The organism is Agrobacterium sp. CFBP2214 (assembly GCF_030209895.1).
GTDB lineage: Bacteria > Pseudomonadota > Alphaproteobacteria > Rhizobiales > Rhizobiaceae > Agrobacterium > Agrobacterium radiobacter.
Window position 1 is genome coordinate 226,371 of sequence record NZ_JARVRC010000006.1, and the last position, 14,191, is coordinate 240,561.

A 14,191-nucleotide genomic window follows, 5' to 3' on the forward strand; every position below is an offset into this window, starting at 1 on the left:
CGAGCAGCAAGGATTTTTAACTCGCGGCCCGAACCCCGGCTGTTACGCTTTCATGCAATTGCACCGGCCAAGGCCGGAAATCCCAGCAGACCGAGAAGAAAAAGTAAAAGCATGAGCAAGACCAAACGCCGGCTCAATCTCAATGTCGGCATCAACACGACCGGATACCTCGCCAACGCCTGGAAATACCGGAGCGGAGATCGGCACGACATCAACGAGATCGGCTATTACCGGCGGCTGACGGAACTGGCCCACAAGGGCCGGTTTGACGCCGTTTTCCTTTCCGACCATCCCGCATTGCTGACCGACCCGGCAAGCCGGCCGTTTCACACCATCGATCCGCTCATTCTCTCCACATCGCTTGCCGCGCAGGTGCCGGATATCGGCTTTGTGGCAACGATATCCTCCACCTATAACTCGCCCTATAACTTTGCCAGACGGACCCAATCCATCGATCTCGTCACCGGCGGACGGCTGATCGTCAACATCGTCTCCTCCTTCAATCCCAATGTCGCCGCCAATTTCGGCAACGACCCGCTGCCGCCGCGCAACGAGAGATATGCCAAGGCCACCGAATTTCTCGATGTTGCAAAAAAACTCTGGTCGAGCTGGGATCCGCGCCGCGAAGGCGAGGTGCCGGAAGAGCGTTTCTGGGATGCGGCGACGGCCGAAACCATCGATCACGAGGGGCAATATTTCCATGTAAAAGGGCCGCTCAATGTTCCGCGCGGACCACAGGGGCATCCCGTCATCGCGCAGGCCGGCGCCTCCGAAGGTGGCATCGATCTCGCCGCACGCCATGGCGAGATCATCTATTGCAACATATTGTCCCGGCCGGCGGGCCAGGCCTTCGGCAAAAAGGTCCGCGACCGCGCTGCCTCCCTCGGCCGCGATCCCTCCGGCATCCGCATCGTTCCCGGCCTCGTTGTCATTCTCGGCGAGACCCGGGAGGAAGCGTTGCGCAAACACGAGCTATACAGTGGAGCCGGTTCGGAAGACGGGCTGCTGGCGCGTTTCGCCAGGGAAAACGGCATTGATCCCCGCGATTTTGATCCCGATGCAAAGCTCGATGCAGAGCGTTTCATCCCGGACCAGAACCGGCAGTGGGCGGTGGGCATGGGGCTTGGCCTTTCCGACCTTTTGACCCACGAAAAGCTCACAGCCCGCGAGGCCGTACGCCGTTCGGAGGGACACCACCGGTTGCTACTCGGCACGCCAGAAGATGTGGCGGATGGCATTATCGATCTCTGGCAGGATGGCACGGTGGACGGCTACACCCTGCAGCCGCCGCGCGCGCCAGACGATATTGCTGAATTTGTCGAAAAGGTCGTGCCAGTGCTGCAGGATCGCGGTGTTTACCCGCGCGAATACGAAGGCGCGACAATACGCGACCGCTATGGCCTGCCCTATCCCGACTGAATAGGATGTGGCGCAGGTAAAGCGCCACACGTCCATCTATCGCCGCTTCCCGCTGGAAGCGGGAGTGGCGGGAACGGGAAATATTATTGGCCGGTCACCACTTTCAAAACGGGCCGCCCGCCGGAAAGCTGCGGCAGGACGGAAGCGAAATCCGTGACGATCTGGCGATAATCTTCCGGCTGGAACTCATAGGGTAGTTCAAGACGGAACTCCGAGACGAGCGGCAGAACGGGATCGCGCGACAATTTCTCCAGAATTTCGTCCGTCGTCCCAACGATATCGGGCAGGAAAAGCGTGCGGCGCGCGCCATGCGCCGTGGTCGTACGCTTGTCGCGCTCGGCGGCGAATTCCTCGTAACGGCGGCGGGTCGCGGGGCTGGCGCTATCCGTCGGCAGGATCACGCGGCCAAGAGCGACACGCGGTTGACGCTCATGCGCCCACTCCTGCCGGAAGCGGGCAACGAGAGCAGCCTGCGCAATCAGAAAATCATCGGTATTTTCACCGCTGACGATATTGCCCGTCAGAAGATTGAACCCTGCCTTGCCCGCCCAGCGGGCGGAATTCTGCGATCCGCCGCCATACCATAATCGGTCCGTCAGCCCCTTGGCGACGGGCCGCAGGCGCGGCACCTGCGCACCGGCCGCATTGCCCGCTTCCGTCTCGCTGGACAGCGGTTCCGATCTCAGAGCCCTCGCCAGCTTTTCGGCGCGGGCATGGCTGTAATCCGTATCGGGAACCGTATCGACATAATCCGAAATGAGATGGGCGAAAGGCGGCGCGCCCACGGAAACCCCAACATTCAGCCGCCCACGCGACAGCACATCCACGGTGGCCAGATCTTCAGCCAGCCTGAAGGGATTTTCGTAACCAAGCTGAATGACGGCGGTGCCTAATCCGATCCGCTTAGTGCGCTGCGATGCCGCTGCAAGAAAAGTGGCCGCCGAGGAAACGCCCCGTTCCAGGTGGCGCTGGCGAACCCAGGCGCTGTGATACCCCAGCGCCTCCCCGGCTTCAAAAAGCTGCAGGGTTTCTTCCAGCCCCTGCGCCGGATCGTCGTCCTGATAATTGCCGGGCACGAGAAAAGCAAAGTGGGAGATATGGGAAAGGGGCATGGTTGTGCATCCGGAAACGAGTGTTGAAGCTCAGCGGCGCAGACGCAGCCATCCTTGTTGCGGGACAGCCGTTCAATGCGGCGCATGCTCACGCAGAATGCATGATGGCAGGCACGGCTGGCACGGCATGTTCGTTTATAGTCCCGGTCATTGTTGAAAGATCATTGCGCGATTTAATAGTCTACTAAAATTATAGATTAATCTCGGATAGCATAGGCCGCGCCCACCCGATTTTCTTCTGCGAAGCGGCAAAATCTCCCCAACCGCCCTGTCCACCGAAGATCTGTGCAAGACCGCCTGTAAATGGCCTTGATTTTTCGCGTCAACATGTAATACAGATTATCATACATGTTGACAAATATCGCATACATGTATGACATTGCAGCCGCCGCAAACGCTGCCATACCTGCATGAGGGAGGAATTATGATCATCACCGACGTCGATGTCCGTGTTTTCCGCACGACGACCCGTCGCCACTCGGACAGTGCCGGTCACGCGCATCCGGGTCCGGCGCATCAGGTGGAACAGGCCATGCTGACCGTCCGCACCGAAGACGGTCAGGAAGGTCATTCCTTCACCGCGCCGGAGATCGTTCGCCCGCATGTCATTGAAAAATTCGTCAAGAAAGTCCTGATCGGTGAGGATCATCGCGACCGGGAACGGCTGTGGCAGGACCTTGCCCACTGGCAGCGCGGTTCGGCCGCACAGCTGACTGACCGCACGCTGGCGGTGGTGGATTGCGCGCTGTGGGACCTTGCCGGCCGCTCGCTCGGGCAACCTGTATACAAGTTGATCGGCGGTTATCGCGACAAGGTGCTGGCCTATGGCTCCATCATGTGCGGCGACGAGCTGGAAGGCGGACTGGCAACGCCGGAAGATTATGGCCGCTTTGCCGAAACGTTGGTGAAGCGTGGCTATAAGGGCATCAAGCTGCACACCTGGATGCCGCCAGTAAGCTGGGCGCCGGATGTGAAGATGGACCTCAAGGCCTGCGCGGCCGTGCGCGAAGCGGTCGGGCCCGATATCCGCCTGATGATCGACGCCTTTCACTGGTATTCCCGCACCGATGCGCTGGCGCTCGGCCGAGGCCTCGAAAAACTCGATTTCGACTGGATCGAAGAGCCTATGGATGAGCAGTCGCTGTCCTCCTACAAGTGGCTTTCCGACAATCTCGATATCCCCGTCGTCGGCCCGGAAAGTGCAGCCGGCAAGCACTGGCATCGCGCCGAATGGATCAAGGCCGGTGCCTGCGATATTCTGCGCACCGGCGTCAACGATGTCGGCGGCATCACCCCGGCGCTCAAGACCATGCATCTGGCCGAGGCTTTCGGCATGGAATGCGAAGTGCATGGCAACACGGCCATGAACCTGCACGTTGTCGCCGCCACCAAGAATTGCCGCTGGTACGAGCGCGGCCTGCTGCACCCCTTCCTCGAATATGATGACGGCCACGACTATCTGAAGTCGCTGTCCGACCCGATGGATCGCGACGGCTTCGTGCATGTCCCTGATCGGCCGGGCCTTGGCGAGGACATCGATTTTACCTTCATCGACAACAACCGGGTGAGGTAACGGGCGATGAAAACCGTGCTCGCCTTCGGAGACAGCCTCACCTGGGGCGCAGACCCGGCAACGGGCCTCCGGCACCCGGCCGAACACCGCTGGCCGGAGGTACTGGAGGCAGAGCTCGCGGGAAAGGCGAAGGTTCACCCCGAGGGCCTTGGCGGGCGCACCACCTGTTATAACGACCATACCGGCCCCGCCTGCCGCAATGGCGCACGGGCGCTTGAAGTCGCGCTCTCCTGCCATATGCCGCTCGATCTCGTCATCATCATGCTCGGCACCAACGACATCAAGCCGGTGCATGGCGGGCGGGCGGAAGCGGCGGTTTCCGGCATGCGGCGACTGGCGCAGATCGTCGAGACCTTCATCTACAAACCACGCGAGGCAGTGCCGAAACTGCTGATCGTCGCCCCGCCGCCCTGCGTTGCAGGTCCGGGCGAAGAGCCGGCGGGCGGGCGGGATATCGGGCAATCGCTGCGGCTTGCGCCGCTTTACCGCAAACTCGCCGCCGAACTGGGGCACGCCTTCTTCGATGCCGGATCGGTCGCCAGCGCTTCATCGGTGGATGGCGTGCATCTGGATGCGCCGGCAACGGCCGCAATCGGCCGGGCGCTCGCAGACCCGGTGAGAGAGATTCTTGGCTGATCATGCGAAGCCTGTGGAGGAACCAGGCGCGTGGATCAAAACGTGGAAAGGCCGTATGAACCGGCCGTATTGGGAGGAAAAATGAAACATTTTCTTGCAACCGCAGCGCTTGGCGCCTTGCTGATCGGCGCGATGCCGCTCAGTGTTTTCGCCGAAACGCCGAAAGACCAGCTCATCGTCGCCACGACCATGAGCAACATCCTGACCCTTGATCCCGCCGCCATTACCGGCCGCGAGACCGTGCAGGTTCTGAACAACGTTTATGACACGCTGGTCGTACTTTCACCGAAAGATCGCAGCGTCCAGCCACGTCTTGCCGAACGCTGGGAAATTGCCGAAGACCGCAAATCCATCCGTTTTCATCTGCGCGGCGATGCCAAATTCTCTTCCGGCAATGCGGTGACGGCAAAAGACGTGGTCTGGAGCCTGAAGCGGCTGCTCGCTCGCAACCTGGCGCAATCGTCCTTCCTGAAGACCCGCGGCTTCAAGCTGGAAGAGGCCGACAAGCTCTTCGTTGCCGAAAACGACCAGACCTTCGTGCTCAATATTCCAAAGCCCGATGATCCCAATCTGCTGCTGATGATTCTTGCACAGAATGGTCCGGGCTCGATCATCGACAGCCAGACGGCGCTTGCCAATGAAAAGGACGGCGATCTCGGCGGCGCATGGCTGACGCTGAATTCCGCCGGTTCCGGTCCCTTCAAGCTCACCCAGTGGAAATCCAACGAATATATCATCCTCACGCGCAACGATGATTATTGGGGTGAGAAGGCCAGGATGAAACGCATCCTGATGCGCCATCTGCCGGAATCGCAGTCGCAGCGGTTGATGCTGGAAAAAGGCGATATCGACGTTGCCTATTCCCTGCAGGCCCCGGACCTGAAATCGCTTGAGGCCGACAAGGCCGTCACCATCGAATCCACACCCGGCTCCGGTTTTTATTACCTCAGCGTTTCGATGAAGGATGAGAAGTTCGCGAACAGGAAAGTGCGCGAGGCCCTGCGTTACCTGATCGATTACGACGGTCTCGACAAGGCGGTCATGCCCTATTACGGCAAGCTGCATCAGCGTTCTCTCAGCACCGGCGTGATGGGCGCGCTGCCCGATCAGGGCTACAAGCTCGACATCGCAAAAGCCAAGGCGCTTCTGGCCGAGGCCGGTTATCCCAATGGTTTCAAGACCACGCTGCGCGTGCTTTCAGAAGACCCCTTCATGAAGGCGGCAACGGCGATCCAGAACACGCTGGCCCAGGCTGGCATTCAGGCTGAATTGATCAGCGGCTCGGGCGACCAGATTTACGGTGCAATGCGCGAGCGGAATTTCGAACTGCTGCTCGGGCGCGGTGGCGGCGGCCAGCAGCCGCATCCGGACAACAACCTGCGCTCGATCGCCTATAACCCCAACAATGCCGACGATGCCAAACTGACCAACTACCAGAGCTGGCGCACCAGTTTCTTCGATGAGAAACTGAACAAGATGATCGAGGAAGCGCTGGTCGAGCGCGATGTGGCAAAACAGACGAAGCTTTATGAGGACCTGCAGGGCTATATGGACGAAACCGTCATGTCGATCCAGCCCTTCTCCGAAGTCATCGACACCGCCGCCTTCCGCAGCGACATCAAGGGCATGATCGTCAGCCCCTGGCTTTCGCGGTTTGAAGAGGTGAGCAAGGAGCGGTAAGGCATCCCCGCTCGCCGTCATCCTCGGGCTCGACCCGAGGATCCATAGCTCCAACCGCTTATGGATCCTCGCCTCAAGAGCGAGGATGACGACCGAGGGACGCGAAGATAACGGCGGAGAAGTTTCGTTTTACAACCCCAAGGCGCGGCTAACCCCGCGCCTTTTTGCTGGTAATAAAACCTGGCAGAGCCGATGCGTTCGGTGAAATCGGGACATCCGCACTCCGTCATCCCGGACTTGATCCGGGGTCTAGTGCGATCAAGTCCTTGATCGCGAAAGAGTCTGTTCACGGCGCAGACGCGCCGTGGCTGGAGGCCGGATCAAGTCCGGCATGACGGAAAGGCCGGTCTCGCACTATGTCAGCAGCCTAGGCGCAGTTGGCGGCCCGCCATCCCGCCTAGCTACCTCCAAAAAAATGCCCGGCGGGGAGGCCGGGCAAGGAAGGAGGATGTTATTATCCGTGACGCCCCGGAGGAGGACGGTCACGTTCTTGGAGCCGTCACGCGCCTTCATATTCCAGCGAAGCGCCGATCAATTCACGCGCATAGGGATGCGTCGCGCGATTGTCGGCGATGGCCTCGCGCGGCAGGATTTCGGTGATTTCGCCGCGCAGCATCACCGCGAACCGGTCGCACATGTGATCGACGACGGCGAGGTCATGGGTCACCATGATATAGGTAAAGCCGCGCTCTTCGCGCAGCCGCTGCAGCAGGTTGAGGATTTCCGCCTGCACCGAGACATCGAGCGCAGACGTCGGCTCATCGAGCAGTAACAGCGACGGCTCGAGAATCAGCGCCCGCGCAATCGCCACGCGCTGCCGCTGGCCGCCGGAAAGCTGGTGCGGGAAACGATCCAGAAACGATACGGGCAGGCCGACATCGGTGATGACCTTGCGCATGCGCTCTTCGCGGTCGCCAAGCTTGTGGATCGCAAGCGATTCCGAAAGCACGGTGCGCACCGACTGGCGGGGATGCAGGGAACCATAGGGGTCCTGAAACACCATCTGCAGCATGCGGCACCGCTCGATCAGCGGCATGTCGCGCACCGATCTGCCGTCGATAAGGATATCGCCGGTCCAGAAATCGTTGAGCATGGAGACGCAGCGAAGCACGGTGGATTTGCCCGAACCGCTTTCGCCGACCAGCCCGAAGCACTCGCCCGGCTCGACGCGGAAGGATACGGAAGGCAGCACTTTCAGCGCCGTGTGGCCGCTGCCGAAAGTGATGGAGAGATCGCGGGTTTCGACGGAAACGGCCATTATACGTTCTCCTCCAGCCATTCGGGGCGACGGTCCAGCACCGCAAGCGGCGCGCGTGTGCCACCGATGCGCGGCTGTGCCGCCAGCAGGCCGCGCGTATAGGGATGCTGCGCCTGATCGAGATCGCGCGCGGCCAGCGTTTCCACCACACGGCCGGAATACATGATGAGCACCCGGTCGCAGAAATTGCGCACGAGATTGAGGTCGTGACTGATCATGATCAGGCCGATGCCGCGATCGCGCACGAGACCGTCGAGAATATTCAGCACCTGCAGCCGCACCGTCACGTCAAGCGCCGACGTCGGCTCATCGGCAATGACGAGATCGGGATCGGCAAGCAGCATCATGGCGATCATGACGCGCTGGCCCATGCCGCCGGAGATTTCATGCGGATATTGCTCGTAAACGCGGGCGGCATCGCGGATTTTCACTGCATCGAGCATGGCAAGCGCCTTTTCCCGGGCCTCCTGTTTCGAAGCCTTGAAGTGGCGCAGATAGGTTTCCGTTACCTGATCGCCGACCCTACGGATGGGATTGAGAGAGAATTTCGGATCCTGAAGGATCATCGACATGCGCCGGCCGCGAACCTTCAGCATCTCTTTCTCATCGAGCGAGAGAAGATCGAGGCCATCGAAATCCAGCCTGTCGGCGGTGATCGTCGCCGATGGCAAAAGGCGCAGCAAGGCGCGGCCGACGGTGGATTTGCCCGAGCCGCTTTCACCGACGATACCAAGCCGTTCCCGGCCAAGGGTGAAGGAAATGCCCCGCACCGCCTCGGTGGGTGAGCCGCCATAACGGATGCGGAGATTTTCGACGTCAAGAATTGGTTTTTCCATGACCTATCTCCGGTTCATCTGCTTCGGGTCGAGCGCATCCCGCAGGCCGTCTCCCAGAAGGTTGAAGGCGAGGCTGACGGACAGGATCGCAACGCCGGGGAAGGTCACCAGCCACCAGCTATCCAGCATGTAACGGCGGCCGGTGGCGATCATCGCCCCCCATTCCGGCAGCGGCGGCTGCGCGCCGAGACCGAGAAAGCCGAGGCCGGCGGCGGTGAGAATGACGGTCGCCATGTTCAGCGTCAGGCGGATGAGGACCGAGGGCAGACACATGGGCATGATCGATTTAACGATGATGCGCAGAGGCGACGCGCCCTGAAGCCGCGCAGCGGCAATATAATCCGCCTTGCGGAAGGTCATGGCTTCGGCGCGCGCAAGGCGCGCGATCGGCGGCCATGAGGTGAGCGCGATGGCAATGATCGCGTTGTTGAGGCTGGGGCCGAGCGCTGCGACGAAGGCGAGCGACAGGATGAGGCTCGGGAACGACAGGAAGATATCCGTGATGCGCATCATCACCGTGTCGAACTTGCCGCCGAGATAACCGGAAGCCGTGCCGACCAGAAGGCCGACGGGACCAACAATGATCGATACCAGCGAGATGATGGTGAGCGTGATGCGCGCGCCCCAGAGAAGGCGGCTATAGATGTCGCGCCCCAGCTCATCCGTGCCGAAGACATGGCCGTTACCCGGCGCCTGCAGCGTATTGGCGAGATCCTGCACATAAGGGTCATGCGTCGCAAGCCAGGGCGCAAAAACAGCGGCGATGACGAGCAGCAGCAGGACGGCCAGGCCGAAAGCCGATGTCGGGCTTTTCAGCAGGAAAACAACGATGTTCTTCAGCGCGTTCAAGGGCACGGGAAGGCGAGAGGAAGTTTCTGCACGGGCCGTCATCAGCGGGTCCTCGGATCGAAAAAGCGGTAGAGAATGTCGGACAGGAGGTTGAGCCCGATGAAGATGACGCCGACGATAAGCACGCAGGTCATCACGGCATTCATGTCGCCGATGATAAGATTGCTGGTGAGATATTGCCCGAAACCCGGCCAGGCGAAGACGGTCTCAATGAGAACCGCGCCTTCCAGCAGCGAACCATAGGCAAGGGCGATGATGGTGACGAGCTGCACCCGGATATTGCCAAAGGCATGCAGCCACACCGTCTGCCGCTGCGACAGACCTTTGACGCGCGCTGTCGTCACATATTCCTGGCCCAGCTGGTCCAGCATGAAGCTGCGCGTCATGCGGGTGATATAGGCCGAGGAGGAATAACCGAGCAAAGCGGCGGGAAGGATCAGGTGGTTGATGGCCGACCAGAAAACCTCCATATCGCCCGCAAGCAGGCTGTCTATCAGCAGAAAGCCCGTCCGCTCCTCAACCAGTCCGATATAGAACTGGTCCATGCGGCCACCGCCGCCGACAAGGCCGAGATGGGCGTAAAAAACGATCAGCGCGATCATGCCGGTCCAGAAGATCGGCATGGAATGGCCGAACAGGCTGAGCACACGTACCAGATGATCCTGCCAGCGGTCTTTATTGACCGCGGCATAAACACCCATGGGAATGCCAAGGCCGGCACCGATCAGGATCGCAAAGGTCGCAAGCTCCATCGTCGCCGGCATGACCCTGATGATATCCTCGATGACCGGACGACCGGTGCGGATCGAGGTTCCAAAATCGCCGCTGAAGACATCACCGAGATAATAGATGAACTGCTGCCACAGCGGACGGTCGAAACCGAGCGCATGATAGACCTGTTCATAGGTTTCGCGCGTCGCATCCTCGCCAACGATGGCCCGCACTGGATCGGCCGGCATCAGGCGACCGATAAAAAAGGTCAGCAGCAGCAATCCAAGCAGCGTAACGGCAATACTTCCGATCTGGCCGGACAGGCCATAAAGCGAAAGGCGTCTTTTTGACATGATTCCTCCCTTGCCAGAGATCGATTGCGCAAGTGACCAAGGCGCAATCCTGTCTGACAACTATTCGCAAGTTGTCACAGGTGTTGAGAGCTGTCAAGCGCGTGACTGTGAAATCCGCATCGCCGAGGGCTCTGAAAGGCGTGCCTCGAGGAGGAATCTCATGCTGAAATCATCCGGCTTTCGTGTTGCTTTGGGAAAAAGCACTTGTGTTGCGGCACCCGTAAAAGCCTGTATTCTCCGACTTCGCGGAATGCGCGGACGCTAGCTGGGCGGGCGGTGGCACCGATGACATCCGTGCCGACAGGGGGAGGAAAATATGGCTGACGTGACACTTCTGGCATTTGCAGTGGTCGCCTTTATCGGCATTGCCACGCCCGGCCCTACCGTCTTGCTCGCGCTTGCAAATGGCTCAAGATTCGGAGTACGCCGCGCCATGATCGGCATGGCTGGCGCTGTCCTCTCGGATTTCGTCCTGATCGGCGCAGTAGCACTAGGATTGGGTGCCTTGCTCGCCGCCTCCGAATTCTGGTTCAGCGTCGTCAAATGGGTGGGCGTCTGTTATCTAGCCTTCCTCGGCATCATGCTTTTGCGCTCAAGAGGCACGCTCGATGGTGCTCTTCAATCCGCAGAGGCCAACGGGGTCGCTTCCGCCCGCTCGATTTTCCTCAAGAGCTTTCTCGTGGCGGTCACCAACCCCAAGGGATATCTGTTCTTTTCCGCTTTCCTGCCGCAATTCATCGATCCCGCCGCGCCGCAGATCCAGCAATATGCGGCGCTTGCGCTGATCTTCGCCGGCATCGATTTCATCGTGATGTTCGGATATGCCCTGCTCGGCTCGCAGGCCGTCCGGCTGTTGCGGAAAACCGGAGCCCTGTGGCTCGACCGGATTTGCGGCGGCGCGCTTCTGACGCTTGCCGCCTCCCTGGCCTTCTATCGGCGGGCGACTGCGTAACCCACTGACCTCTAGGCCATTTCCGGCTCATTCAGCGGCAGTGCGTGAGCGCAGAAGCACCTTGTAGCGCTCAAGACTGCCGCGCAGATGCGCCGCCATATGTTGACGGGCGGCATCGGCATCACCTTCGATGATGGCATCGACAATCCTCGCATGCTCCTCCTGGAGATGCAGGTTGTAGTCCTTCGGACGCGACCCGGGCGCTGCCCCCTGCAATTCGCCGCGGGGAATGATGCCGGAGCGAATGAGCTGAAGAAACTCGGGAAACCGCCTGTTTTGCGTCGCCTGCGCAATTGCCAGATGGAACTCGAAATCAGCATCCCGCGTCGGCAGCCCGGCGGCAAGACAGTCGCCGACGCGCCGGTGCGCATCCACAATCGCCTCCACCTGCACGGCGGAACGGCGCGATGCCGCAAGCCCGGCGGATTCGACCTCGAAAACGGTGCGCAATTCCAGCAATTCGATCACCGAGGAAATTCGCCCCACGGCCAGATCGTTAAAAGGCAGTTCCTTGGCCGGCTTTACTTCGACGGCAAAAACGCCTGCGCCCTTGCGGGCTTCAACGAGACCATCGGCGCGCAGAATGGCGATGGCTTCGCGCACCACCGTGCGGCTGACGGAATATTCCCGCGTCAGGGCGCTTTCGCTCGGAAGACGATCACCGGGGCGGAAAACGCCTTCCGCCAGATCCCGCCGCAATGCCGAACTGATTTTCGCCGCGAGCGATACCCCCTGCTTCGTGATGCTCTCAACGTCCATTCCGGCCCACCTGTTTTAAACTTGTCTGGCATGTTAGCAAACACCCGCCACATTGCAAGGGCCGGACCTCCTCACCACCGCGACTGTTGCCGCCCTCACGCCGCAGCCATGGCCGAACTGCTGGAAAAGCGGCTTCTATATTCACCCGGTGAAAGGCCGAGAATGCGGTGGAACACCCGGCGGAAGGCCGCGGCATCCTCATAACCCACCGACCATGCGATCTGATCGACCGAACGGCGGGTGAATTCCAGCAATTCCCGCGCCTTGCCGACCCGCAGATGCTGGACATATTCAATCGGCTTCATGCCTGTCGCCGCCTTGAAGCGGCGCAGGAAGGTCCGCTCCTCCAGCCCGGCATGGCCTGCCATGTCGGTAACGCTCGTCGCCCGCCCGGCACGGGCCTGCAGCCAGTGCTGCACCTTCAGGATCGGCTCGTCGCCATGCGTCAGCCTTGGGGCGAAACTGCTATAATGGCGTTGTTCACGCCCCGAAGGGTCGATCAGCAGGAACTTGCCGGTCTCGATCATCACCGAAGGTCCGAGCAGCCGGTCGACGATGCGCAGGCCAAGATCGGTCCATGCCATCAGCCCGCCAGCCGTGATGATATCGCCATCCTCTATGACGATCTTGTCTATCTCCAGCCGGATATCGGGAAAACGCTCGCGGAACCGCTCGGCAAACAGCCAGTGGGTGGTGGCCGGGCGACCGGACAGGAGGCCCGTTGCCGCAATCATGAAGGAGCCGCCGCAACTGGCGGCGAGCGTCGCCCCCTGCGCATGCCGATCCAGCAGCCAGCGGGCATAAGGCTCGGCTTCCTCGATCTCAGCGGGCCCCGTCAACCGGCCGGGTACAACGAAAATGTCGGGATGTCCTGACTGCCCGGAATGAGTGTCGTGACAGCGGGAAAATTCACCGCCCTCGCCCATGCTCCAGTGGCTGACCCGCAATTTCGGTCCGCCGCGATCCTGGGAAAATACCGATGCGATGGCAAAAAGATCGGTGATGCCGTGCACCATGGCGATCTGACAGTCCCGATAGAGGACCAGACCGACTTCCAGCGCGCTTCCCGTTACACCCGCCATGCGCCCACACCCCGTTTTGTCAGTTTCGGCTCGCTTTCTGTCAGAAGCGCCAATCCAGCCCCGGCTGTCTCCAGAGTATCTCTATTCCCACGGGACGCAAGCAAGCTCCCTGCAACAGGAGAGAGAGCCATGACAACGATCACCACCAGAGACGGAACGCACATCTTCTACAAGGACTGGGGTCGCAAAGACGGCCAGCCCATCATCTTCTCCCACGGCTGGCCGCTCAGCGCCGATACGTGGGATGCGCAGATGGTGTTCTTTGCCAATCAGGGTTTCCGCACCATCGCCCATGACCGCCGCAGCCACGGCCGCTCCGACCAGGTCTGGCATAACAATAACATGGATCAATATGCCGACGATCTGGCCGAACTGATCGAACAGCTCGATCTTCACGACATCATTCTGGTCGGCCATTCCACCGGCGGCGGCGAGGTCACACGCTATATCGGTCGCCATGGTACGGCCCGCGTCGCCAAGATCGCCCTCATCGGCGCGGTGCCGCCGCTGATGCTGAAGACGGAAAGCAATGTCATCGGCCTGCCGATCGATGTTTTCGACGGCATCCGCAAGGGCACCTACGACAATCGCAGCCAGTTCTTCAAGGATTTGACCATTCCCTTCTACGGTTACAACCGCGAAGGCGCCGTGATTTCGCAAGGCATCCGCGACGAATTCTGGCGTCAGGGCATGATGGGCGGGCTCAAGGGTCAGCTCGACAGCATTCGCGCTTTCTCGGAAAGCGATTTCCACCAGGATCTGAAGGCCTTCGACAAACCCACGCTGGTTCTGCACGGTGATGACGACCAGATCGTGCCGGTCGGCGCTTCGGCACTCTCCACGGTCAAGATCGTCAAACACGCGGTCCTCAAAATCTACGAAGGCGCCGACCATGGCCTGACGCAGACCCATCAGGACCGCTTCAACGCCGACCTCCTCGCCTTCATCAACGCCTGAAACCACCGGACACA

General features: G+C 60.5%; 13 protein-coding genes. 6 read left to right on the top strand and 7 right to left on the bottom strand.

What is annotated here, in order from left to right; translation table 11 throughout:
- The first annotated feature begins 111 nt into the window (after positions 1-111).
- The gene (locus tag QRN60_RS16725; RefSeq protein ID WP_020813150.1) at positions 112-1,419 is read left to right on the top strand and encodes an NtaA/DmoA family FMN-dependent monooxygenase; all 1,308 of its coding nucleotides are present in this window, start codon (positions 112-114) and stop codon (positions 1,417-1,419) included.
- Between the two features lie 83 nt (positions 1,420-1,502).
- On the opposite strand, the gene QRN60_RS16730 is transcribed toward QRN60_RS16725, so the two are convergent.
- On the bottom strand, positions 1,503-2,531 hold the full coding sequence (locus QRN60_RS16730) for an LLM class flavin-dependent oxidoreductase (protein ID WP_111817638.1): 1,029 nt from the start codon (positions 2,529-2,531) through the stop codon (positions 1,503-1,505).
- A 424-nt stretch (positions 2,532-2,955) separates the two neighbouring features.
- On the opposite strand from QRN60_RS16730, the gene QRN60_RS16735 reads away from it, so the two are divergent.
- The 3 genes from QRN60_RS16735 to QRN60_RS16745 all read left to right on the top strand — a co-directional run bounded on the left by QRN60_RS16735 (position 2,956) and on the right by QRN60_RS16745 (position 6,420).
- The gene (locus QRN60_RS16735; RefSeq protein WP_111817637.1) at positions 2,956-4,104 is read left to right on the top strand and encodes a mandelate racemase family protein; all 1,149 of its coding nucleotides are present in this window, start codon (positions 2,956-2,958) and stop codon (positions 4,102-4,104) included.
- A gap of 6 nt (positions 4,105-4,110) precedes the next feature.
- The gene (locus tag QRN60_RS16740) at positions 4,111-4,740 is read left to right on the top strand and encodes an SGNH/GDSL hydrolase family protein (protein WP_111817636.1); all 630 of its coding nucleotides are present in this window, start codon (positions 4,111-4,113) and stop codon (positions 4,738-4,740) included.
- 81 nt (positions 4,741-4,821) lie between these two features.
- On the top strand, positions 4,822-6,420 hold the full coding sequence (locus QRN60_RS16745; protein WP_111817635.1) for an ABC transporter substrate-binding protein: 1,599 nt from the start codon (positions 4,822-4,824) through the stop codon (positions 6,418-6,420).
- 499 nt (positions 6,421-6,919) lie between these two features.
- Here the strand turns inward: QRN60_RS16745 and QRN60_RS16750 are convergent, their stop codons facing one another.
- Genes QRN60_RS16750 through QRN60_RS16765 form a run of 4 tightly spaced genes read right to left on the bottom strand, consistent with a single transcriptional unit; the run spans position 6,920 to position 10,427 of the window.
- Entirely contained in the window at positions 6,920-7,678 is a 759-nt protein-coding gene (locus QRN60_RS16750; protein ID WP_003506952.1) for an ABC transporter ATP-binding protein, read from the bottom strand.
- On the bottom strand, positions 7,678-8,514 hold the full coding sequence (locus QRN60_RS16755; RefSeq protein WP_020813146.1) for an ABC transporter ATP-binding protein: 837 nt from the start codon (positions 8,512-8,514) through the stop codon (positions 7,678-7,680). Before QRN60_RS16755 ends, QRN60_RS16750 begins: the two co-directional genes overlap by 1 nt.
- Positions 8,515-8,517: 3 nt before the next feature.
- Positions 8,518-9,405: an ABC transporter permease gene (locus QRN60_RS16760; protein WP_020813145.1), complete on the bottom strand. Its 888-nt coding sequence runs from the start codon at positions 9,403-9,405 to the stop codon at positions 8,518-8,520.
- Positions 9,405-10,427: an ABC transporter permease gene (locus QRN60_RS16765; RefSeq protein WP_020813144.1), complete on the bottom strand. Its 1,023-nt coding sequence runs from the start codon at positions 10,425-10,427 to the stop codon at positions 9,405-9,407. The genes QRN60_RS16760 and QRN60_RS16765 overlap by 1 nt, the downstream gene beginning before the upstream one ends.
- A gap of 316 nt (positions 10,428-10,743) precedes the next feature.
- Here QRN60_RS16765 and QRN60_RS16770 point away from each other — a divergent pair, with 316 nt between their 5' ends.
- Positions 10,744-11,379, top strand: coding sequence for a LysE family translocator (locus QRN60_RS16770; protein ID WP_003506960.1), 636 nt, complete (start codon positions 10,744-10,746; stop codon positions 11,377-11,379).
- Positions 11,380-11,406: 27 nt separating this feature from the next.
- Here QRN60_RS16770 and QRN60_RS16775 read toward each other — a convergent pair whose 3' ends face one another.
- The gene (locus tag QRN60_RS16775) at positions 11,407-12,138 is read right to left on the bottom strand and encodes a FadR/GntR family transcriptional regulator (RefSeq protein WP_060726935.1); all 732 of its coding nucleotides are present in this window, start codon (positions 12,136-12,138) and stop codon (positions 11,407-11,409) included.
- A 95-nt stretch (positions 12,139-12,233) separates the two neighbouring features.
- Entirely contained in the window at positions 12,234-13,220 is a 987-nt protein-coding gene (locus QRN60_RS16780; protein WP_111791674.1) for a GlxA family transcriptional regulator, read from the bottom strand.
- A gap of 129 nt (positions 13,221-13,349) precedes the next feature.
- Here QRN60_RS16780 and QRN60_RS16785 point away from each other — a divergent pair, with 129 nt between their 5' ends.
- The gene (locus QRN60_RS16785) at positions 13,350-14,177 is read left to right on the top strand and encodes an alpha/beta fold hydrolase (protein WP_111817634.1); all 828 of its coding nucleotides are present in this window, start codon (positions 13,350-13,352) and stop codon (positions 14,175-14,177) included.
- The last annotated feature ends 14 nt before the right edge of the window (positions 14,178-14,191 follow it).